The sequence below is a fragment of the Nocardia exalbida NBRC 100660 genome, from assembly GCF_000308575.1.
In the GTDB taxonomy this organism is placed as follows: Bacteria; Actinomycetota; Actinomycetes; order Mycobacteriales; family Mycobacteriaceae; genus Nocardia; species Nocardia exalbida.
This window is the reverse complement of record NZ_BAFZ01000061.1, coordinates 193,371-218,767: the sequence shown is the minus strand read 5'-3', so window position 1 is coordinate 218,767 and position 25,397 is coordinate 193,371. Positions and strand designations below refer to the sequence as shown.

Annotated in this window: 1 protein-coding gene; it reads right to left on the bottom strand. The window is 70.1% G+C overall.

Annotated elements, in window-relative coordinates:
- Positions 1 to 87 precede the first annotated feature (87 nt).
- On the bottom strand, positions 88 to 24,546 hold the full coding sequence (locus tag ON29_RS14885) for a non-ribosomal peptide synthetase (protein WP_051175211.1): 24,459 nt from the start codon (positions 24,544 to 24,546) through the stop codon (positions 88 to 90).
- Positions 24,547 to 25,397 lie beyond the last annotated feature (851 nt).

Sequence of the window (25,397 nt, the reverse complement as noted above, 5' to 3'; positions counted from 1 at the left end):
ACTTCCGCGACGACGGCACGGATACGTCGCCGGTCCGTCTCCGCTCGCCCGACGTCGATCCCGAGCAGGCCGGTCGGTCGAGAGTCGTCAGCATTCGTTCAAGAACCTTTCGAGGATCGGGCCGATGACGGCCAATGCGTCCGGGTGGGTCAATTCGAGGTGTCGTGCGTCGACGACCGTGTTGCGCAGGTCGCCGGTGACGAACGGCCGCCACGTCCGCACGGCGGCGTCGTGGTCGGCGCGGTCCTTGCCTGCGGTGAAGAAGACCAGGTCGCCGTCGAAGACGTCCGGCCGGTACTGCTGGGCGATGGCCGTGGCGGTCTCGAAACTCTCCATCACCCGATCGACCTGTTCGGCGGTGAACATCCCGGTGGCGGTCACCTGCGCGCGGATCACCGCCCAGGCCTGCTCATGGGTGTCCGCCGCCACCTCGCCGCCGAGATCGAACAGCTCACGCCAGCCACCGAGCAGATCGGCCAGCAACTCACCCGGCGCGGGCTCGCTCACGGTGGCGCTCATCGACGCGGCCAGCGCCTCGGAGTCGCCCACGGCGCTGTCCATCATGGCCAGCATGCCGACCTGCTGACCCGCGCGCTGGAGCCGGACCGCGACGGCGTGCGCGATCGCGCCGCCCAGCGACCACCCGAGCAGGTGATACGGTCCGCTCGGCTGCACTCGGCGTATCTCGGCCACATAGCGTTCCGCCAGTTCGTCGACCGAATGCGCACCTGGTTCGCCCGCTACGACGTGCGGATCCTGCAAGCCGTAGACCGGCCGGTCCTTGTGCAGATGCTCGACCACGCCGCCGTAGAACCAGGCCAGCCCGCCTGCGGGGTGTACCGCGAAGACCGCGGGTTTCCGGCCGTGCGCGCGCAGCGGCAGCAACACTTGCAGCCCCGAGCCGCCTGCCGTGCCGTCGGCCCTGGCCGCCAGCGCTCGCGGCGTCGCGTCGTCGAACATCCACGGCAGCTGGATCGTCACGCCGCGGGTGCGCAATTCGGTCACCACCATCGTCGCCAGCAGCGAGTTGCCGCCGAGATCGAAGAATCCGTCGGTGATCCCGACACGCTGGACACCCAGGACCTGCGCGTAGACCTCGCCGATCACTTTCTCGGTGTGCGTCCGGGGCGCCACGAACGCGGACGTCGATTCCTCGAACTCGGGAGCGGGCAACGCCTTTCGATCGAGCTTGCCGTTGACCGTCAAGGGCAGCGCTGGCAGCACCATGATCGCCGCGGGCACCATGTAGCCGGTCAGCACCCGCGCGGCGGTCTCGCGAACCTCGGCCGGATCGATCCGCTCGCCGTCCGCGCCCACGACGTAGCCGATCAGCTGGTCCACGCCACGCTCGTGCCGGTGCACGGTGACCGCGGCCTGGGTGACGAGCGGGTGGCGCAGCAGCGCCGATTCCACCTCGCCGAGCTCGATGCGGAAGCCGCGCAACTGCACCTGCGCATCGGCCCGGCCCGCGTACACCAGTTCCAGCCCGCTCGCCGACTTCCGCCACCTGCCCACGTCCCCGGAACGGTAGAGCCGGGTGCCGTCCCGATCGAACGGGTTGGCCACGAATCGGCCCGCGGTCAGCGCCGCTGCTCCCAGATAACCTCGCGAGAGCTGTCCACCGGCCACGTAGATCTCGCCGGCGACGCCGATCGGCGCCGGACGCAGCCGGTCGTCGAGGACGTACACCCGCAGCCCCGGGAGCGCAGCGCCGATTCCGGTCGCGCCCGTCCGCGTGACCTCGCAGAACGTCACGTGCACTGTCGTCTCGGTGATGCCGTACATGTTGACCAGCCGCGGCGATCCCGGCGCATGCGCGGCGAACCAGTCGTCCAGCCGGGCTGCGTCCAGCGCCTCACCACCGAAGACGACGTATCGCAGAGCGAGATCTCCTGCGGGACAACCGGCTTCGCGATAGCGGCGCTCGGCCTCGGCGAATCCGTAGAACGCCGAGGGGGTCTGGCTCAGCACCGTCACGCCCTCCCGGGCCACGACCTCCACGAACGTCTCCGGCGACCTGGAGGTGTCGTAATCCACCACGACCACCTTGCCGCCGGACAGCAGCGCGCCCCAGATCTCCCACACCGCGAAATCGAAGGCGTAGGAATGGAACATCGTCCACACGTCGTCGGGTCCGAGGTCGAATCGCTCGGCCGCGTTGGTGAACAGGGTGACCGCTTCCCGATGGCTGACCGTCACGCCCTTCGGGCGGCCCGTCGATCCCGACGTGTAGATCACGTAGGCGACGTTGCCCGGCCGCGCACCCGATACCACCGCCGGGTCGGAAGCGTCCGCGCAGTCCTCGACGAGCAGTACCGGTGCGGCGCACTCCGGCACCGCCGCGGACATGCCCGCCGAAGTGAGCACCGCGGCCGGACGAGCGTCGTCGAGCATGAACCGCAGGCGCTCCGACGGATACGCCACATCCAGTGGCAGATATCCCGCGCCGGCGCGCAGGACGCCGAGCAGGCCCACCACCAGGTCGACCGTGCGTGGCAAGGCCACGGCCACCAGCGATTCCGGGCGCACTCCGTGCTCGGCGAGCCGGGCGGCCACCGCGGCGGCGCGCCGATCGAGCTCCGCGTAGGTCAGCTGGGACGCCCCGTCGGTCACCGCGATCGCGTCCGGTCGCGCGGCGGCCTGGGCGGCGAACAGCTCCGCGAGTGTCGTGTCCGCCACCGCGACGCCGGCGCTACCGGCCGCGTCGAGCAGCTCGCGGCGCTGCGCCGGGCCCGCGAGGTCGATGTCCCCGACCGCGATCGCGGGATCAGCGGTCACCTCCTCCAGGATCCGCACGTAGGCCTGCGCGAACCGGGTCATCGTCTCCTCGACGAACAGATCGGTCGCGTAGGTCAGGCGTGCCCGCATGCCGTCCGGCTGCCCGTGGCCGCCGGCGCGTTCGACCAGGTTCAGATTCAGGTCGGCCTGCGCCGGTTCGAATCCGTTCTCGACCGGTTCGACGGTGAGCCCGGGCAGCTTCAACGCGGCCGCGCTCAGGTTCTGGACATCGAGGGTCACCTGGTACAGCGGCAGGTGCGCGGTGGACCTGGGTGGATTGAGCGCCTCCACCACTTGCTCGAAGGGCACGTCGGCATGCGCGAACGCCGCCAGATCGGTGTCACGGGTCGCCGCGAGCAGATCGGCGAACGACTGGTGCGACGACACCCGCGACCGGAGCACGAGGGTGTTGACGAACATGCCGATCAGATCATCGAGTTCGCGCTCCCCGCGTCCGGCCACCGGGGTGCCCACCGCGACGTCGCCGACCCCGGCCAGCCGCGACAGCAGGACGGTCAGCGCGGCGTGCATCACCATGAAAACCGTCGCGTTCGCCGTGCGCGCGACCGCGCCGATGCGCTCCCGCAGCGAAGCGGAGATCTCGAAATCGACTGTCCGGCCACGCATGGACGCCACCGGCGGGCGCGGCAGGTCGGTGGGCAACTCGAGCAGTTCGGGCAGCCCGCCGAGCGTGTCCTTCCAGAAGCGCAGCTGCTGGGACATGATCGAGCCGGGATCGTGCTCGTCACCGAGTACGTCGCGCTGCCACAGCGTGTAGTCCGCGTACTGGACCGCGAGGGCAGGCCAGATCGGTTCCGTCCCTTGCTTGCTCGCCTGGTAGGCGACCGCCACGTCCCGCACGAGCGGCAGCATGGACTGCCCGTCGGCGCAGATGTGGTGCACGGCGATCACCAGGACGTGCTCGTGTTCGCCGAGCCGGAGCAATTCCATGCGCAGCGGCGGCGCCTGCGTCACGTCGAAGCTCGCCGAAACGGTGGCGAGCACGCGCTCCATCAGCCGCTCCGCCTCGACCGGGACGGCGGTCAGCCCGGCCGGGACCTCCCGGGCGGGGACCGCGACCTGGTGTGGCGTCCCGTCGGTGATCGGGAACTTGGTCCGCAGGGACTCGTGCCGCTCGATGACCAGCTCGCACGCACGGCGCAGCGCGTCGATGTCGAGTTCGCCCGTCAGCCGGATCACCAGCGGGATGTTGTACGCGCCGACGGAGGTGTCGAGCTGGTTGAGGAACCACATCCGCTGCTGTGCCAGCGACAACGGCACCAGCGCCGGACGGGTGCGCGCCACCAGCGGCACCCGGACGGTCCGCTCGGAGTTGTCCAGCCGGGCGGCGAGTTCGGCGACCGTGGGCGCTTCGAACAGGTCGCGAACGCCGACGCTCACCCCGAGCGCGGTCCCCAACTGGGCGGTCACCCGCGTCGCCGACAGCGAGTTGCCGCCGAGGTCGAAGAAGCTGTCGGTGGCTCCGACCCGGTCGATGCCGAGGACGTTGCCGAAGACCTCCGCGACGTGCCGTTCGGTTTCGGTCCGTGGATCGGTCCAGGCCCGCGCCGCCGAGAACTCCGGTGCGGGAAGCGCCAGGCGATCGAGCTTCCCGGTTCGGGTGAGCGGGAATTCGGCGAGCACCATGCACAGGTCGGGCACCATGTGCGCGGGCAGCCGCAGCCGCGCCGCGGCCCGGACATCTTCCGGATCCAGGTCCTCGGAGCCGACCAGGTAGCCGACGAGCCTGCCGACGCCGCGCTCGTCTTTGCGCAGCACGACCACCGCGTGTTCCACACCGGGCTCTCCGGCGAGAACGGCTTCGATCTCACCGAGCTCGATGCGTTGACCGCGGATCTTGACCTGGAAGTCACCGCGGCCGAGGTATTCCACGGTGTGTTCCGGGGTCCAGCGCGCCAGGTCTCCGGTGCGGTACATGCGTGCTCCCGGCGCGCCGAACGGATTCGCCACGAACGCACCCGATGTCGCCACCGGCCGGTTCACGTATCCGCGGGCCAGTTGCACTCCGGCGAGATACAACTCGCCGACCACGCCGACCGGCACCGGACGCAACCACGCGTCCAGCACCACGGCCTCGACCCCGCGGATCGGACCACCGATCGTGACGGTCTGGCCGGGATACAGCGGATCGCTGATGCCGGCCAGAATCGTCGTCTCGGTCGGACCGTATCCGTTGAGCAGTCGCCGTCCCGGCGACCACTGCGTGACGATCTCCGGTGTCACCGCCTCGCCGCCCGCCATCAGCACGCGAAGGGAATCCAACCCCTCCGGGTCCATCGTCGACAGCACGCTCGGCGTCATGAACGAGTGCGAGACACGTTGCGCGCGGATGAATTCCGCCAGTTCCGGGCCACCGAAGACGTCCGGCGGCGGCACCACCAGCACCGCGCCGTTGGCATGGGCGAGCAGCAGCTCGAGCACCACCACGTCGAAACCGGGAGCGGACGCGTTCAGCACCCGCGACCGGGTGTCCACGCCGAAGCGATCACGTTGCACCGCGGCGAAATTGGCCAGTCCCTCGTGGGTGACGGCGACGCCCTTCGGCGTGCCGGTCGAGCCCGAGGTGTACAGCACGTAGGCCGTGTCGCGAAGATGCGGTTTCCGCACCCTGTCCCGGTTCGTCACCGCGGCCGCGGACCGCGCCTCGATCGCCTTCCGGGTTTCGGGATCGTCGAGCACCAGCCGCCGGACTGGGCCGGGTACCAGCTCTCGCGACGCGCCCACCGTGATCGCGACCCGCACCTGCGAGTCGGCGACCATGTGCCCGACGCGTTCTGCCGGATTCCGTGGATCCACGGGCAGGAACGCTGCCCCGGTCTTGGCGACCGCCCAGATGCCTGCCACGAAATCCACCGACCGCGCCATCGCCAACGCCACCTGGTCGCCCGGGCCGACACCCCAGTCGATCAACTCGCGCGCGACACGGTTCGACCAGGCGTCCAGCTCGGCGTAGGACATCGTGCATTCGTTCGATACCACCGCCGCCGCATGCGGATCCACCGCCGCACCGGCGGACAGCAACTCCGCCAGCAACCGGGGCGATTCGGCGCGGCCACCGCTGGCGGGCACCAGATCACGGCGCTCGGCCGCGGACAGCAGGTCGAGCCTGTCCAGCCGCGCCCGCGGATCGCTCGTGATGGCGCGCAGCACGGTCTCGAGGCGGGCGGCCAGACCCGCGGCCGTCCGGTCGTCCACGCGTGCCCGCTGGTAGCGGATCATGACGTGCAGCCGGTCGGTCTGGTGGGCCTGCACGGTGATCGGGTAGTGCGCGGCATCGCTGCCGTCCGCCGCGACCACCCGCATGCCGTCGATGTCCGCGTCGCCCAGGCCGCTGCTGTCGACCGGGTACGACTCGAAGACGACCAGGGTGTCGAACAGCTGGGCAGCGCCTGCGGCCGACAGGATCCGGGACAGCTCGACGTCGTGATGATCGAGCAGGCGGGTGTTGTCGGCCTGCAACCGCCGCAACGCGTCCTCGATGGTCGAAGCCCGCGGGACGTGCACGGGCACCGGAATCGTGTTGATGAACAAGCCGATCATCGATTCCACGCCGGGCAGATCGGCGGGACGTCCGGAGACCGTGCCGCCGAACACCACGCGCTCGACGCCGAGCAGGTTGCCCAGGACCACCGCCCAGGCGAACTGCACGATCGTCGCCATGGTCACCGCCCGTGTCCGGGCGAATTCCACCAGTTCGGTGGTGGCGGCGTGATCCAGGACCACCGCCAGGTCGACCGGGATGCCGACCGTCGTGTGCGTGTGCGCATCGGCGACCACCGTGGGTTCGGTGAATTCACCGAGGGCTTCGCGCCACGCCTCGATACCGGCGGATGGTTCGCGCCGATCCAGCCATTCCAGGTAGCCGCGGTACGACGCCGCGGCGGGCAGCAGGTCGGCGCGCGCGTTCACCGCGTACAGGCCGATCAGCTCGCGCCACAGCAACGGCAACGACCAGCCGTCCAGCAGCAGGTGGTGTGCCGTGAGCACGAGCCGGAAGTCCTGCGGCGCCACGGCGATGAGCAGGAACCGCAGCAGCGGAGGATCGGCGGGATCGAACGGGACCGCCCGCTCGGCCTCGATCAGCTCCTCCGGTGTCGTCGTGCCGTCGCGCAGATCGACCCGTCGCCAGCGCACCACAGCGGCCGCCGGAATCACCTGTGCCGGAATGCCGTCGGCCGTGCGGACGAAGGCGGCGCGCAGGTTGGGATGACGCTCCAGCAAGGCCGCCGCGGACCGCTCGAGCCGATCCTCGTCGATCACGCCGGCGAGGGCGAGTGTCGATTGCGCCGTGTAGACGTCGAGATCACCGGCGGCGAGTTCGGCGTGGAACAGCAGGCCCGCCTGCAGCGGAGCCAGCGACCAGACATCGCCGAGGGATCCGTAGCGCCCGGCGAACGTGTCCAGGTCCGACTGCGTGACCGCGACGAGCGGAACGTCGGCGGGTGAGAATCCCCAGTCCTCGTCGGCGCGGGCGGCCATGGCGATCCCGGTCACCGCGTCGACCCACGCGTCGACGAGTTCGGCCACGTCGGCGTGCTCGAGCAGCCGGGAGGCGTAGCCGACATGCGCCGACAGTCGGGGTCCCGCCTCGGTGTCCACGATGTTCACGTCGATCGTGACGACCGCCGCCGCGGGCATGTCCGGATCGAAGGCGCCCCGCCGGTCGAACGGCTCGTCGGTGGGAATCCACGCGAGGTCCGACAGCGTCGTCAGATCGACGCCGACCCGGCCGAGGTTGTTGAAGCTGATCTGCGGCTCCGGCAGTGCCGCGAGCCGGTCGGACGTGCCCGCGTGCAGGTAGCGCAGCAGACCGTAACCGATTCCCTTGTCCGGGATGCGGCGCAACTGGTCTTTCACGGACTTCACCGCGGCGCGCGGATCATCCGGTTCGACACCGCTCAGGTCGAGCGCCACCGGGTAGGTGTTGGTGAACCACCCCACCGTGCGAGAGACATCCGCGCCCTCGGCGATCTGTTCCGCGCGGCCGTGCCCTTCCAGCAGGACTTTCACACCGGCGTGCGCGATACCGCGCCGGTGCCGCCAGCGTGTCGTCGCCATGGCCAGACCGGCCAGCAACGCGTCGTCGACGCTGCCGTGCGCGGCCCTTGGCACCGCGTCGAGCAATGCCGCGGTGACCTCCGCCGGGAGGGACACCGTCAGATGGCGCACGGTCGAGTGGGTGTCGAGGGCGGGATCGAGCACCGCGCCGCCGAGCAGCGGATCGTGGGCCGCGCCCATCCGGTGCCACAGTTCGAGCTCCTCGGCGCGGGCCGCTGCGGCGTCGGCCAGCGCGTGCGCCCACCGGCGCATGGAGGTGCCCTGTTCGGGCAATTCCACCGTGCGTCCCTGCGTGACCTGCTGCCAGGCGGTCGCGAAGTCGGGAATCAGGATCCGCCAGGACACACCGTCGACCGCCAGGTGATGGACGACGACGAGGGCGCGCGCTTCGGCGTCCACACCGCGTTCGGGCAGCAGGCACACCACCTGCACCATCCGGCCCGCGGCCGGGTCGAGACGGTCGGACGCCTCGCCCAGCGCCGCTTCCACCAACGCGGTGAAACCTTCGCTGCCCGGCGTCTCCTCGGCGCGGAAGGTGCGCGTGAACACCGCGCTCGCGGCGTCCGCGGCGCTGCGCGGCGGCACCTCCAGGCATTGTTCGCGCAGCCGCGCGCGCAGCATGTCGTGCTGTTCGAGCACTGCCCGCACCGTCGCGGTCACGTCGTCGACTCGCGCGTCGCGCGGCAAGCGCACCAGCATCGACTGAGCGAACCGCGGGGCGGCGCCGAGACGCTCGGTGAACCAGGAGACCACCGGGGTGAACGGGACCTCGCCCACGCCGCCGCCCGGCAACTCCGCGAGCGAGACCCGTTCGGCGGCCGCGGCGACCCGCGCCAGCCCACGGACGGTCTTGTGCTCGAAGATGTCGCGCGCCGTCACGATGACACCCGCCGACTTCAACCGCGAAGCCAGCTGGATCGACAGGATGGAATCGCCGCCGAGGGTGAAGAACGAGGTGGTGACGCCGACCGACTCGATCCCGAGAACGTCCGCGAACGCGGCCGCGACGATGCGCTCCACCTCCGTCGACGCCTCCGCCGCGTCGTCCCCGGCGGCTCGGAAAACCGGTTCCGGCAGAGCTTTCCGATCCACCTTGCCCGTCGAGGTGATCGGCATGCGGTCGAGCACGGTGACCACCGACGGCACCATGTGCGCGGGCAATACCGACGCGACGTGGTCGAGCACGGCGTCCGGGTCGACGGCCGTCGCGGTCTCGGTCACGATGTAGGCGGCCAGCAGCGGCTGCCCGCTCGGTCCCGTGCGGCTGACCGTGACCGCCGCGGCCACCTCGGGATGCGTGAGAAGCGCGGCGTCGATCTCACCGAGTTCGATGCGCTGGCCGCGGATCTTGATCTGGAAATCGCTGCGGCCGACGTACTCCAGGGTGCACTGCGCGGTCCAGCGGACGATGTCGCCGGTGCGGTACATCCGCGCACCCGGCCCGCCGTAGGGGTTCGCGACGAACGCACCAGCCGTCACCGCGCGCCGGCCGAGGTAGCCGCGCGCCAGCTGCGCCCCCGACAGGTACAGCTCCCCCGCGACCCCGACCGGCACCGGGCGCAAACGCGCATCCAGCACCAGTGCCTCCGCGCCCCGGATCGGGCCGCCGATCGCGATCGGATCGCCGGGCCGCACCGGATCGCTCATCGTGATCACGATCGTGGTCTCGGTGGGGCCGTAGATGTTGTGCAACCGCCGTCCGGGCGCCCAGGTGGCGATCAGCTCCGCGGGCACCATCTCCCCGCCGACCGCGAGCATCCGCACCGACTCGAGACCGGCGGGTGACATGGTCGCCAGCACACTCGGCGTCAGGAAGGCGTGCGTCACCCGATGCGTGCGGATCAACTCGGCCAGGTCCGGGCCGCCGAACACCTCCGGCGGCGAGACGACCAACGTCGCGCACGCTGCGTGTGCCATCAACGCTTCCAGCAGCACCGCGTCGAAGGCGGGCGCCGCTACTTGCAGGACGCGGGAGGACCCGTCGACCCGATAGCGATCACGCTGCTCGGCCGCGAAGTTCGCCAACCCCGCGTGCGTGACCACCACACCCTTGGGTGTTCCCGTCGAACCGGAGGTGTAGATCAGGTAGGCGGCATCCTCGATCCGCAGGGCCCGTCCGCGGTCCACGTCCGTCACCGGCCGGTCGGACTGTCCCGCGATCTCGTCGGCCGTGCGGGAATCGTCGAGCGTCGACCAGCGCACGCCGTCCGGCAGCGACGCGCGCGCGGACGCGAGCGTGATGCCGATGGCGACGCCGGAATCATCGACCATGTGCGCGATCCGCTCGACGGGGTAGCGCAGATCCACCGGAACGAAAGTGGCGCCGGTCTTCGCGATCGCCCACATGGCGACGTGATAGTCGACCGACCGTGGCACCGCCAGCGCCACGAACACGCCCGGTCCCGCGCCTCGGCCGATCAGATGGCGGGCGAGCCGGTTGGCCCTGCGGTCGAGTTCGGCGTAGGTGAGGGTTCCGGTGTCCCCGATCAGGGCCACCGCCGACGGGGCCGTGGCAACGGCCGTGGCCAGCAGGTCCGGCAGCAAGCAAGGCCGTGTGCCGTCGCCGCCTCGCGCGGGCACCAGGCGTTCGGTGTCGGCGGCGCCCAGCAGACCTATGCGCACGATCGGCCGCGCCGGCTCGGAAGTGACCGCCTCGAGGACCCGGACGAACCGCTCGGCCAGCGAATGCGCTGTCGACTCGACGAAAAGATCGGTGGCGTAGATGATCTCGCCGTCGATCCCGGCGGGCCGATCGCCCTCGCGGCGTTCGGTCACCAGCACGGTGAGGTCGGCCTTGGCCTGCGCGATACCGGGGTCGAGAACCTCGACACCGATGCCGGGCAGCTCGAACCGGGCCGCCCCGGTGTTCTGCAACCCGAACATCACCTGGAACAGCGGCGAATACGCCGTGGAACGCGGACGGCCGATGACGTCGACCAGCCGTTCGTAGGGCAGGTCGGCATGGGCGAGCGCTTCCAGGTCCACGTCGCGCACCTCGGCGAGCAGTTCCCGGAACGACCGGTCGTCATCGATCCGCGTGCGCAGCACGACCGTGTTCACGAACATGCCGACCAGATCGTCGAGTTCCGGCCTGCCGCGACCGGCGACCGGGGTGCCGACCGAGATGTCGTCGCTGTGCGCGGTACGCGCCAGCAGAATCGCCAGCGCCGCGTGCAGGACGACGAACACGGTGACGCCCTCGCGGTGGGCCAGCCGCACGATCTCGTCGTGCAGCCGCGCCGGCATCTCGAACCGGATGTTGCCGCCCGCGGTGGAGATGGTGGCCGGGCGCGGCCGGTCCGTCGGCAGGGCCAGCAGCTCCGGGGAACCGTCGAGAGCGTCGGTCCAGTAACCGATCTGCCGCGCGATCAGCGACGACGGGTCGTCCTCCGCACCGAGCAACTCCTGCTGCCACATCGCGTAGTCGGCGTACTGCACCTCCAGCGGTTCCCACCGCGGCGCGTGGCCGCTCACCCGCGCCCGGTAGGCGGCGAACACGTCGCGGGCCAACGGAGCCATCGACGCGCCGTCGGCCGCGATGTGATGGACCACGACCACCAGCACGTGCGCGTCGGGCGCGCTGCGATACAGCCGCGCCCGCACCGGCACCGACTCCGTGATGTCGAATCCCGCCTCGACGTCTTCCCGGATGCGGTCGGCCAGTTCCGTCTCGCCGTCGACCGGCTCCGGCGCGAACGTCACGTCCGCGCCGATCGCGGCGACATCCCGCACGACCTGGCAGGGTTCGCCGTCCACCAGCGGATACACCGTCCGCAGCGGCTCGTGCCTGGTCACCACGTCGAGGAACGCCGCCCGCAGCGCGTCGGTGTCCAGCGAGCCGGTCAGCCGGGCCGCGAAGCAGATGTTGTAGGCCGCCGAGTCGGTGTCGAACTGGTTGAGGAACCAGATCCGCCGTTGCGCCGCCGCCAACGGGACCGCACCGAGACGTTGCCGCGCGGTCAGCGGAACCACCGTGGACCGGGTCCGCATCGAAATCCGTTCGGCCAGAGCGGCGATCGTCGGCGCGTCGAACACGTCCCGGATGCCGACATCGACACCGACGGCTACCTGGGCCCGCGCCGCGAGCTGGGCGGCGGAGAGCGAGTTCACGCCGATCTCGAAGAGGTTCGCCGTCACACTCACCCGATCCGCGCCGGTGAGTTCGGCGACCAGGCGCGCCAGCACCGCCTCGGTGTCGGTGCGCGGCGAGACGAAGGTCTCGCCGTCGTCGAACACCGGCCGGGGCAGCGCCGACCGGTCGAGCTTGCCGTTGGCGGTGAGCGGCATCGCCTCCAGCACCTGCACACCGTCCGGCACCAAGTAGGACGGCAGCGTGCGGGTCAGCTGTTCGCGGATCGCGCGGCCGTCGATCACTGCGCCGGGAACCGATGTCACGTATCCGACGATGCGTTCGGTGGTCACGATGGCCACCGCGCGCGCCACCTGCGGAATCGCGCGCAGCGCGGCTTCGATGTCACCGGGCTCCACCCGCTGACCGCGCACCTTCACCTGGAAGTCGCTGCGGCCCAGATACTCCAGCTCGCCGCTCTTGCGCCAGCGAACCAGGTCACCCGTTCGGTACAGCCGCTCCCCCGCCGCACCGAACGGGTTCGCGACGAAGGCGGCGCAGGTGAGTCCGGCGCGCGCGTGGTAGCCGCGCGCCAACTGGACGCCCGCGACGTACAGCTCACCGACCACGCCGACGGGCACCGGCCGCAACCGCGAATCCAGGACGTAGACCTTCATGCCCGCGGCAGGCGCTCCGATCGGCACCGTCGCGGCGGTCGTCGCCCGCGGCGCGCACCGCTGGGCGGTGACCACCTCCGCCTCCGCGGGCCCGTACCAGTTCACCACCTCCGCCCGCGTGAAGACGTGCGCCGCGGCGTCGACCGTGCGTTGCGCCAGCGCCTCGCCCGCGACGAACACCTGCCGGACCGAGGGCAGTTCGGCGACGCCCGCGGATTCGAGCAGGACATCGAGCATCGACGGCACGAAGTGAACGGTGGTGATCTGGTGCCGTGCGATGACGTCCGCCAGGTACGCGGGGTCGCGATGTCCGTCCGGTTCGGCGACGACGATGTGCGCACCGGTCTGCAACGGCCAGAACAGCTCCCACACGGCGATGTCGAACGTGATCGGCGTCTTGTACAGCACGGCGTCGGATGTTCCGTGCGGCCACTGCCGCTGCGCCCATGCCAACTGGCTCACGGTGGCGGCATGGGTCAGGGCCACGCCCTTGGGGACGCCGGTGGACCCGGAGGTGAACAGCACGTAGGCCAGATGGTTCGGCCGCAGCGGTGTGCGCCGCTGCGCGTCGGTGACGCGGTCGCCGGACAGATCGGTCACGTCGAGCCGGTCGATCGGCGCGTACTCGAAACCCTCCGGCAGGCCGCCGCCATCGGCCGAGGTCGTCAGCACCAGCAGCGGACGGGCCGCGCCCAGCACGTGCGCGATCCGTGCGCTCGGGTGGTCCGGGTCGATCGGCAGGAACGCCGCGCCCGCCTTCACCACCGCGTAGACAGCCGTGACGAGTTCGGCCGACCGGCGAACGGCCACCGCCACGATCGTTTCCGGCCCGGCGCCGCGTGCGATGAGCCATCGGGCCAGCTGATTGACCCGTGCGTCGAACTCCCGGTAGGTCGAGGTACTGCCGTCCGGAAGTCGCAGCGCCGTGTTGTCCGGGGTGCGCGCGACCTGTTCGTCGAAGACATCGACGAGCGTACGGCCGGGTGCGGCGGAGCCTCCGGTGTCGTTCCACCGTTCCAGCACCCGGGACCGCTCCGCCTCGTCGAGCAATCCGATCTCGCCGACGGTGGCCTCGGCGTTTCGAGCCGCGGCGTCGAGCACTCCGACGAATCGGTCGGCGAAGCGCCGCACCGTGTCCTCGTCGAAGAGGTCCGTGGCGTAGGTCAGGCGCAGCGTCATGCCGGTCGGCTCGTTGTGCGTGCCGTGGCTTTCGCTCACCATCAGCAGCAGGTCGTAGATCGCCGCGCTGTCGCCCGGGTCCACGTTCTCCACGATCAACCCCGGCAGCTCGACGCGAGCCCGCGCCATGTTCTGGTAGGCCAGCAGCACCTGGAACAGCGGCGTGTGCGCGGTCGAGCGCACCGGGTTCAGCGCGTCCACCAGTTGCTCGAACGGCACGGTGGCGTGGTCGAACGCCTCGATGTCGGTGCGCCGTACCTGGTCCAGCAGGCTCGCGAAGGTCTGGTCGAGCGTGATCGGCGTCCGCATCACCAAGGTGTTGACGAACATTCCGACCAGGCCGTCCAGCGACCGGTCGCCGCGTCCCGCGTGCGGCACGCCGACGGTGACGTCGTCGCTGCCGGACAGCCGCGACAGCAGCACCGCCAGGGCCGCGTGCACCACCATGAACGTGGTGGCCCCGGACCGCCGCGCCAGCGCTTCCACCCGGCCTTGCAGTTCCCCGGGGATGGGGACCTGGAGCACCGCGCCGCGCTGGGACTGTTCGAGCGGCCTCGGCCGGTCGGTCGGCAACTCGAGCAGATCGGGCACACCCGCGAGTTGGGTTCGCCAGTAGGCGATGTCGCGGGCCACGTACGAGTCCGGGTCGTCCGCGGAGCCGAGGACCGCACGCTGCCACAGGGCGTAGTCGGCGAATTGCACGGGCAGCGGCGCCCAGTCCGGCGCCGCACCACCGGAGCGCGCTCGATACGCCGTCACCAGGTCGGCGGCCAGCGGAGCCACCGAGAAGCCGTCGCAGGCGATGTGGTGGGCGGCCAGCGCCAGCGTCCACGCCTGGTCGGACAATTGGTACAGCGCCACGCGCAGTGGCACGCCCGCGGCCACGTCGAATCCGGTGCCGCAGAACTCGGCCAGCCGGTGCGGCAGTTCCCGCTCGCCCACCGCCTGCGGGGTGAGGTCGCACGTCGCCAGCACGTCCTCGGCGTTCAGCACGACCTGGGTGGGCGTACCGTCGACCGCCGGGTACATGGTGCGCAGGCTCTCGTGCCGCTCGACGACGTCGCCGACAGCGGCCGTCAAGGCCGCCGGATCGAGCTCGCCCTCCAATCGAATCGCCAGCGGCACAATGTATCCGGGGGCCGCCGGATCGAACTGGTTGAGGAACCACATCCGGGTCTGCGCGTGCGACAGCGGGATACGGTCCGGCCGCGGGGCCGCGGTCGGCGCCGGAAGACTCGGGACCGCCCGCAACCGGGCGATCCGCTCGGCCAGACCGGACACGGTCGGGGCCTCGAAGATCGCGCGCACCGGAATGGTCACGTCCACGACGTCACCGATCCGGCTCAGCGCGCGCGTCGCGACCAGCGAGTTGCCGCCCAGCTCGAAGAAATTGTCGTCCGCGCCGATCTCGGGCCGGTCGAACAATTCGGCGAAGACCCCGGCGATCGCCTGTTCCACCAGGCCCCGGGGCGCACGGAACTCGGACTCCCGGACACCCGGGTCCGGCTCGGGCAATGCCCGGTAGTCCACCTTGCCGTTGGCGTTGAGCGGAATCGAGTCGATCCGGGTCACCGACGACGGCACCATGTAGGCAGGCAGCCGATCCAGCAGGAAGCCCCGGACCTGCCGTACGTCGAGCGCCGCGTCCGCGACCACGTAGACGACCAGCCGCTGCTCGCCGCCGTCGGCGCGTACCTGTGCGACCGCCGCGTGCACCTGCTCGTGCGCGATCAGCGCGGCTTCGATGTCGCCGAGTTCGATGCGCAGGCCGCGCACCTTCACCTGGGTGTCGGCGCGGCCGACGTAGCGCAGGTCGCCGGCCCCGTCCCAGCGAACGAGGTCGCCGGTGCGGTAGAGGCGCGCGCCGTCCGCGCCGCCGAAGGGATCGGCGACGAACGTCGCCGCGGTCAGGCCCGGACGGTCGTGGTATCCGCGAGCCAGCTGGACACCGCCCAGGTACAGCTCACCGGTGACGCCCACCGGCACCGGATGCAACCGCGAATCCAGCACGTGCACGGTCACATTCGCCTCGGGCACGCCGATCGGTACGGCCACGCCCTCGACCGTGTCGATCCGATGCGCGGTGACGCTGACCGCCGCCTCCGTCGGGCCGTACAGGTTGTCGATGCGGGCATCGCTGAATTCGCGGAAGCGGCGAACCGTTTCGGCCGGGAGCGCCTCCCCGATGCACAACACACGCCGCAGGGCCGGGAACTGCCGCGCGGCGGCCACCTCGAGGAACGCCGAGAGCAACGACGGCACGAAATCCACCGTGGTCACCCGGTACTCGGCCAGCAGCCGGGCGACCTCACGCGGATCGCTCTGCGCGTCGGGACCGGCGACGACCAGCGCCGCACCACAGGTCGGCGCGCAGAACAGCTCCCACACCGACAGGTCGAACGTCACGGGCGTGCGCAGCAGCATGACGTCGTCGCCGCCGAGGCGGTAGTGCTCGCGCATCCAGCGCAACTGGTTCACCACCGCCGCGTGCGGGACGGCCACGCCCTTGGGCACACCCGTCGAACCGGAGGTGTAGATGACGTAGGCCAGATCCTCCGGACGCAGCGGCCGCGTCCGGTCGGCATCGGTCAGCGCCGATCCGTCCGAGTGCTCGGCCTCGAGGTCGCCGAGTGCCCAGACCGGCACGCCGGTGGGCAGACTCGCCCGGTCGTCCGGACGGGTGAGCACCGCGACCGGCCGCGCGGCGGACAGGACGGCACGCACCCGGTCGGCCGGGTGGTCCGGATCCAGCGGCAAGTAGGCCGCCCCCGCCGCATGGATGGCGTACAGCGTGACCAGCAGATCCACCGAGCGGCGCATCGCCACCGCCACCACGGTTTCCGGGCCTGCCCCGCGCCGGATCAGCGCACGGGCCAGAGAATTCACCCGCGCACCGAATTGCCGGTAATCCAGCCGCGCCCCGCTCACGGCATCGATGACCGCCGGGTACTCCGGAGTCAGCGCGACCTGCACGGCGAACAAGTCCGCGAGCGTCACCGCCGGAGCCCGCGTGGCCGCACCGCTCGACCGCTGCGCGATCCGCAGCGCCTCCTGCTCGGTCAGCAGATCGATGTCGCCGATGGCGCGGGTGGGATCGAGGACGATCGCGCGCAGCAACAGCAGGTAGCGGTCGAACATCGCCGCGACCGTCGCCTCGTCGAAAAGATCTGTCGCATAGCCGAATTCGACTGCCATGTCGCCCGGTTCGCCATCCGGCTCCAAGGCGTCGACCAGATTCAGGTGCAGGTCGTACTTCGCCACGCTCGGATCGGCCATCTGTGCCGAGACCGTCAGGCCCTCGAACCGCACCGTGGGGATCTCGATGTTCTGGAACGAGAAGCCCACCTGGGTCAGCGGCGCGTGCGCCGTGGAGCGCGGCGGATTGAGCACCTCGACCAGACGCTCGAACGGGATGTCGGCGTTCTCGAACGCGGCCAGGTCGGTGGCCCTGACCTGATCCAGGATCCGGACGAAGGACGCGCCGGGCGCGATGTAGGTCCGCAACACCAGCGTATTGACGAACATGCCGACCAGGCCGTCCAACCCCGGCTCGCCACGACCGGCGATCGGTGTGCCGACCGCGATGTCCCCGGTGCCGGACAGCCGCGCCAGCAACGCCGCGTAGGCCGCGTGCATCACCATGAAGACCGTCGCGTCGTGACGGCGGGCCAAGGCGACCACCGCGCGATGCAGATCCGCGGGCAGGACGGCCGAGACCGTCGCGCCGCGGAACGACTGCTTCGCCGGCCGCGGACGGTCGGTCGGCAGATCCAGCACCTCGGGCAAGTCGGCGAGGGCCGCGAGCCAGTAACGCGTCTGGGCGACCGTCGGGCTGTGCGGATCGTCCTCGCTGCCCAGCATCTTCCGTTGCCACAGCGCGTAATCGGCGTACTGCACCGGCAACGGCGCCCACTGCGGCGCCTGGCGCCGGACCCGGGCCCGGTAGGCGGTCATCAGGTCCGCGGCCAGCGGCGCGAGCGAGGACCCGTCGAAGCTGATGTGATGGACGACGAGCACCAAGGCATGGTCGCCGGGTGCGCTGCGCAGCAACGCGACCCGGAACGGAACTTCGGTGGTGACGTCGAAGCCCACCGTGACCTCGGCGGCCACGCGCGCTTCGACCTCACCGGCCGCGACCGGCACCGGTGTCAGCGGGGGCAGCGCCGTTTCCACCGGGACGATCACCTGATGCGGCCCGCTGTCGCTGTCCGGGTAGACGGTTCGCAGCGCCTCGTGCCGTTCCAGCACGTCCGCGACGGCCGCGTGCATCGCGGCCACGTCGAGGTCACCCGACATCCGTACGACGAGCGGAATGTTGTAGACCGGCGAGCTCGTGTCGAACTGGTTGAGGAACCACATGCGAGCCTGAGCGGGCGACAGCGGGATCCGCTCCGGGCGCTCCTGCGGCGCCAGCGGCACCCGGGTCGCCGTGTCGGCACTGCGCAGGCGTTCGGCCAGCGCGCCGATGGTCGGCGTCTCGAAGATGGCGCGCAGGGGTACCTCGACACCGAACGCGCCGCTGAGCTGCGCGGCCGCGCGGGTGGCCGACAGCGAGTTGCCGCCGAGATCGAAGAAGCTGTCGAGCACGCCGACGCGGTCGATGCCCAGCACGCCCGCGCAGATGTCGGCGACGATCTGCTCGGTCGCGTTGCGCGGCGCGACGAACTCCACGGCGGGCGCGAATTCCGGTTCCGGCAGTGCGGCGCGATCGACCTTGCCCACCGACGACAGCGGCAGGGTGTCGAGCACCATGACCGTGTCCGGGACCATGTGCGACGGCAGGCGTTGTGCCGCGTACTGCGTCAGCTCCGCGGTCTCGACGGCGCCGGACGCGGGCACCACGTACGCCGCCAGCCGTGATCCGCTCTCGGCCTGCACGCCCACCACGACCGCTGCCGCGACGCTCGGATGTCCGGCGAGGACGGCTTCGATCTCGCCGAGTTCGATGCGCTGGCCGCGGATCTTCACCTGGAAGTCGGTGCGCCCCAGGTATTCCAGAGTGTGATCGGCGGTCCAGCGCGCCAGGTCACCGGTGCCGTACATGCGGGTGCCCGCGGGGCCGTACGGGTTGGCCACGAACGTCGCGGCCGTGGACGCGGGCCGGTTGAGGTACCCGCGCGACAACTGCACGCCCGAGACGTACAGCTGACCGGTCACCCCGACCGGGACGGGCCGCAGCCGTTCGTCCAGTACCACCGCGTCGACGCCGCGGATCGGGCCACCGATGGTGACCGGGTCGCCGACGCACAGGGGATCGCTGATCGCGACCATGATGGTGGTCTCGGTGGGACCGTACCCGTTGTGCAGCCGCCGCCCCGGCGCCCATACCGCGACCGTCTCGGCCGACACGGCTTCCCCGCCGGCCACCAGCACCCGCAGCGAATCGAGACCGGCGGGCGACATCGTCGCCAGCACACTGGGCGTCACGAACGCGTGCGAAACCTCCTGGGCGCGAATCAATTCCGCCAGCTGCGCCCCGGCGAACACCTCCGGCGGCGACACGACGAGCAGGGCGCCGTTCGCGTGCGCCATCAGCAGCTCCAGCATCACCGCGTCGAAGCCGGGCGCGGCCACCTGCAACACGCGTGACCTGCGATCGACGCGATAGCGCTCACGCTGCTCGATCGCGAAATTCGCCAAGCCTTCGTGCGTGACAGCCACGCCCTTCGGCTTGCCGGTCGAGCCCGAGGTGTACACCACGTAGGCCGCGTCGGCAACCCGGCAGGCGCGCACGCGATCGGCGTCGGTCACCGTGGCCGCGGACTGCGTCGCGACGAACGCCTGCGTGCCCGGATGGTCGAGGATCAGTTGCCGCACATGACCGGGAAGCAGGGTGCTCGAGGCCTCGACGGTGAGCGCGACCTCCACATTCGAGTCCGCGACCATGTGCGCCACCCGCTCGCCCGGGTGGCGCGGATCCACCGGGACGAACGCGGCACCGGCACGCGCCACCGCCCACACACCGACCACGAACTCCACCGACCGCCCCATCGCCAGCGCGACCTGGTCCCCCGGCCCGACGCCCCAGTCGATCAGCACTCGCGCGAGACGATTCGACCACTCGTCCAGCTCCCCGTAGGAGAGCACCCGTGCGCCCGCCACCACGGCCGGGGCGGTGCGATCACCGACCAGCAGCACATCCGCCAGCACCCGGGGCTTCTCGGCGCGACCACCGGAGGCCGGGACCAACCCGAGCCGCTCGACACCGGACAACAGATCCACTTCGCCGACCCGAGCCCGGGGATTCGACACGAACGCGTCGAGCATGCGGTTCAGCCGCTCGGCGAGTTCTTCGACGGTCTCCCGGTCGAAGAGGTCCGTGGCGTAGTTGATGCGCAGCGCGACATCGCCGCCCGCCGCGGTGTTCTCGGCGACGGTGACGATGATGTCCACTTTCGCCGGTTCGGCGCCGGGATCCAGCAGTTCGACGGTGAGTTCGGACAGCTCGAGGCTCGCCCGGTCCATGTTCTCGAACGCCAGATACACCTGGCACAGCGGCGCGTACGCCATGGACCGCTTCGGATGCAGTTCGTCCACGACACGCTCGTAGGGCAGGTCGCTGTTGGCGAAGGCATCGACGTCGATGTCCTTGACCCGCGCCAGGAACTCGGTGAACGACTCCTCGAAGGACACCTCGGTGCGCAGCGGCACGGTGTTGACGAACATGCCGATGAGCGGCTCGAGCGCACGCTCGCCGCGGCCGGCGACCGGCGTGCCGATGGTGATGTCCGCCGAACCCGACATCCGCGCCAGCAGCACGGCCAGCGCGGCGTGGACCACCATGAACGTCGTGACGTTGGCCGCGCGGGCCAGCCGCTCGATTCCGGCGAAGGTCTCGGCGGGGATCACGGTGTCCGCGACGTCGCCGCGCATGGATTGGCGGGCCGGGCGCGGACGGTCGGCGGGCAGCTCCAGGACCGGAGGCATACCCGCCAATCGCTGCGACCAATACCGCAGCTGGTGGGCGGCTCGCGACTCCGGATCGTCCGGGTCGCCGAGCAGGCTGTGATGCCAGACGCTGTAGTCGGCGTATTGGACGCTCAAGGGTTCCCAGTCCGGCTTCTTCCCCTGCACCCTCGCCTCGTAGGCGACGGCGACATCGACCGCGAGCGGCCGCAGCGACGATCCGTCACAGCAGATGTGGTGCAGGACCACGGCCAGCACATGTCGCGAGCGGTCGGTCGTGGCCAGCAGCGCCACCCGGATCGGGGCGCGTTCGCGCAGATCGGTCCCGACCGATGCCAGCTCGCGGATCCGCTGCTCGATGTCGTCCGGATCGGTCGGCCGCGGGGTCAGGTCGAGACCGGCGACGACCTCGTCGGCGGGCAGCACGACCTGGATTCCCTCGCCGTTCACGGCGGGGTAGACGGTGCGCAGCGATTCGTGCCGATCGATCACGTCGGTCAGCGCGGCTCGCAGCGCCGCGGTGTCGAGTCGTCCGGTCAGTTGCACGATCAGCGGGATGTTGTAGGCGGCCGAGGCCGGGTCGGTCTGATTGACCAGCCATATCCTGTTCTGCGCCGGCGCCAGCGGGATGGGCTCGGGCCTGGTTGCCGCGCGCAGTACGGGCCTGCCGGAGCGGCTACCGTCCTCGAGCTGCGCGGCGAGTTCGGCGACGGTCTGCTTGACGAACAGGTCGCGGACCGACACGTCGCACCGGGTCACCTCCGCGATGCGCACGGCCGCGCTGGTCGCGGTGATCGAGTTGCCGCCGAGTTCGAAGAAGCTGTCGAACACGCCCACCCGGTCGGTGCCGAGAACCTCCGCGAAGACGTCCGCGATCGACTCCTCGACCACCGTGCGTGGCGCGACGTACGCGGCGGCCGAATCGAAGACCGGCTCGGGCAGCGCCCGGTAGTCCACCTTGCCGTTCACGGTCAGTGGCACCGCCTCGAGCACGACGACGCTCGACGGCACCATGTATTCCGGCAGCATCCCGGCGACGTGCGCGCGCAGGGCGTCCGGCTCACAGCTCGCGCCGACGGCGGGTACGACGTAGCCGACCAGCCGGGCGGCCTCCGTACCCGCCAGATGCACGACGACGACCGCGGTGGCGACGCTGTCGTGGCCCAGCAGCGCGTTGCGGATCTCGTCCAGCTCGATCCGGAACCCGCGCAACTGCACCTGCTGGTCGGCGCGTCCGCGGTATTCCAGCTCGCCCTTGTGATTCCAGCGCGCCACGTCCCCGCTGCGGTAGAGGCGCTCTCCCGGCAGCCCGAACGGATTCGCGACGAAACGTCCCGCGCTCAGCGCCGGTCGCCGCAGATAGCCGCGAGCGAGTTGTGCTCCCGCGACGTAGATCTCGCCCCAGGCGCCGAGCGGGCACGGACGCAAGCGCTCGTCCAGGACATATGTGCGCAAGCCCGGCAACGCGGGGCCGACCGTGCTCGGTGCGCCCGGAACGGCGATGTACGGTGTGAGGCCGGTGTAGGTGACGAAGACGGTGGTTTCGGTGATTCCATAGCTGTTGGCCAGGACCGGCAGATTCGGGTTGTGCTCGTACCAGTCGGCCAGCGCGGCCGGATCGAGAGCTTCACCCGAGAGGACGACAAGCCGCAGCGACAGCTCGCCTTCGGGCTCCCCGGCGTGCGCGTAGCGCTGTCGGGCGGCCGCGAACTGGTAGAACGCCGACGGCGTCTGGCTGAAGACCGTGACCCGTTCGCGCGCGGCCAGACGCACCACGTCGTCCGGCGATCGGGTGGTGAGGCTGTCCACGACGACGATCCGGCCGCCGGTGATCAGCGCACCGAAGATCTCCCAGACCGAGTAGTCGAAGGCGAAGGAGTGGAACAACGTCCAGACATCGCCGGACCGGATGCCGATCTCGGCGCACGAGTTCACCAGATAGGTGGACACGGCGCGGTGGGTGATGGAAACGCCCTTCGGCCGTCCGGTCGATCCGGACGTGTAGATGACGTAGGCGAGGTGGTCGGGGCGCAGCAAGCCGGTCCGATCCGCATCGGTGATCGGGCCCGCGGCCTGCTCCGCGGCGAGAAGGTCGTCGAACAGCACGACGCGGCCGGGATCGCCCGGTACGTGTTCGCGCATGCTTCGCTTCGTCACCACCGCGATCGGGTTCGCGTCGCCCAGCACGTATTCGAGCCGTTCGGCCGGATGGGCCGTGTCCAGCGGGAGGTACCCGGCGCCCGATTTGAGCACCCCGAGCACGGCGACGATCAGATCCGCGTCCCGTGGCATCGCGATGGCCACCAACGATTCCGGCCCCGCGCCGAGCGCGATGAGCCCGCGGGCGAACCGATCGGATCGTTCGTCGAGTTCGCGGTAGGTGAGCGTGGTGGCGTCCGAGGTCACCGCCACCGCGGAGGGCGTGGCCGCCGCCTGTTCGGTCAGCAGCTCCACCAGTGTGGCGGAGGGGGATTCGCCGTCGTGGCCGGCGAGTTCCTCGACGATGCGCAGTTCCTCGGCGGGTCCGACGAGCTGGAGGTCACCGATGCGGGTGTCCAGGGGCGAGTCCATCATCCGGTGCAGGAAATCGAGGAACCGGTCGGCGTGCGACTCGAGTTCGTCCTGCCCGTAGAGGTTCGGATTGCCGTGCAGCTCGATCAGCAACGGGGCGTCCGCGCCCGAGCGGTACAGGTTGAGCTGGAGGTCGTCGAGCGCGCCGGAGGTCAGTGCGCGGTAGCGGCCGACGGCCGAGCCGAGACGAATCTCGGAGTCGAAGAACAGGATGTTCACGATCGGGCCGAACGAATTCGCGGCGGAGTCGATCGCGGCCGAGTCGCGGCGCAGATCCTCGAACCGGTACAGCTGGTGGCGCATCGCCGAGACGATCTCCGACACCGAGGCGCGGACCAGTTCCTCCACGGTGGTCGAGTGGTGCACGGCGAAACGAATCGGCACCATGTTCGCCAGCATCGCGGCGGCGTTGCGCAGGCGCTTGGTCACGCGGGCGGTCACCGGCAGCGACAGCGCGACGTCCTCGGTACCGGTCATCCGGGCGAGGAAGGCGGCGAACGCGGCGATCACCACCTGCGCGGCCGACGCGTTCACCTCGTCGGCGAAACGGTCGAGCCGGTCGGACAGGTGGGCGGGCAGCTGCAAGCCGGCCACGCGGTCGACCTTGCCGAAACGGGCCGTGCGGCCGGACAAGCTCACCGGCGTGGGGAGGTCGGAAACCTTGTTCAGCCAAAATGTCTTGTCCGCCTCGAAGCGCGAACTGGTGCGATAGGCCCGCTCCGCTTCGACGATGTCGCGCAGGCTCGCCGCGTCCAGTCGCGTCGGAGGCCTGCCCTCCAGCAGCGCGTTGTAGTGCTCGGCCATCCGGGTCAGGCTGTTGAAGGCGCCGTACCCGTCGATCACCAGATGGTGCGCGCGGCCGTACCAGAAGTAGTGGTCCGCACCGACCCGGATGAGCCTCGTCTCGGTGAGCCGGTCGCGGCCGAGGTCGACTGCCTTGGTGTTGTAGTCGCGGCGCATCCATTCCATCGCCGCCGCGACCGGATCCTCCGCATCGCTGAAGTCCAGCACCGGCGCGTCGTAGATGATGCCGCGGTCGACGAATTGATACGGCCGACCATCGGATTCGACCACGCGCACCACGAGGGACTCGGTTTCGTGCCCGCCGGCGTTCACCGCCCGCGCGAACACGTCGTGGTCCACCGGGCCCTTGATCTCGACGCAGTGTGCGATGTTGACAGCCGGTCCACCGGGCATATGGTCCGCGAGCCACATACCGTACTGCGCACTCGAGAGCGGAATCAGCCCCTGATCGCCGTCGGCGGTTCCGTCTGACTTCAGATTCATCGCATGACCCCTTATTCATACCCGGACGCGCGAAGGCACGACGGAAGGACGTCGGCCCACCGCATCCGAAATCTGGCTTTGTATGCACTTCGTCTACTTCGAAGCGGCGCCACCCCTGCTCTGCGCCGCGCCGTTCAGGTTTCGCGGGTAGCTCGATCCGCCGGTGTCCGGCACGAATCGGACATCTACGGCGACTTCCACACCTCCCGTTTGTCGGCATTTCAGTCGTCTCAAAATCTGAAAACAGAACTTTTGAATCTACCGTGAAGCATCGCCACTCTGGCGGGACAAGCTATCTGACAGCAGCTCGGGTCAGTCTAGTGGTATCAAAGCTCCCAGCTCCGCACGGAGGCCGGGCGTTTCGAATCTCGTTTCGAGCAATACGGCCGTGACACCGCCCGCGCGTCGGAGCCGCCGCGCGCCCGTACCGCTCATGGAAGTGCCTGGTGCGAGCGGGTGGATCCAGAGAGAACCACCCGCGATCGGGCATCGTACATCCCGGGCAGGGGCCGGAATCAAGTCGGGAGGGCCGTCGCCATCCACCGGGTGGACAGCGTGTGCCGACAGCCGGTCCGCCAGCTCGATCGATTGCACCACAAGGGAATGTGCATCCCAATAGCAATATATTGGCAATCACCCATTCAGGTACCACCCACGCGCCTTTACTACATTCCGATCCGGCGGGCACATTTCCGAATGCTCGTCAATGCAACTCGACTCGAGATATATCTCGGAATGCAAATTCTCAGAACATAGTTCTGCCTGGAATCAGGTACCTGGTGATTCTGATTTCACGCCGGGGGCGGCGTCTCCTCCGAAGAGATGCCGCCGAACACGGGCGTTTCAGCGCT

Coding starts and splice junctions, on each gene's coding strand:
- ON29_RS14885 (WP_051175211.1), bottom strand. CDS start 24,546: ATGAATCTGAAGTCAGACGGAACCGCCGACGGCGATCAGGGGCTGATT.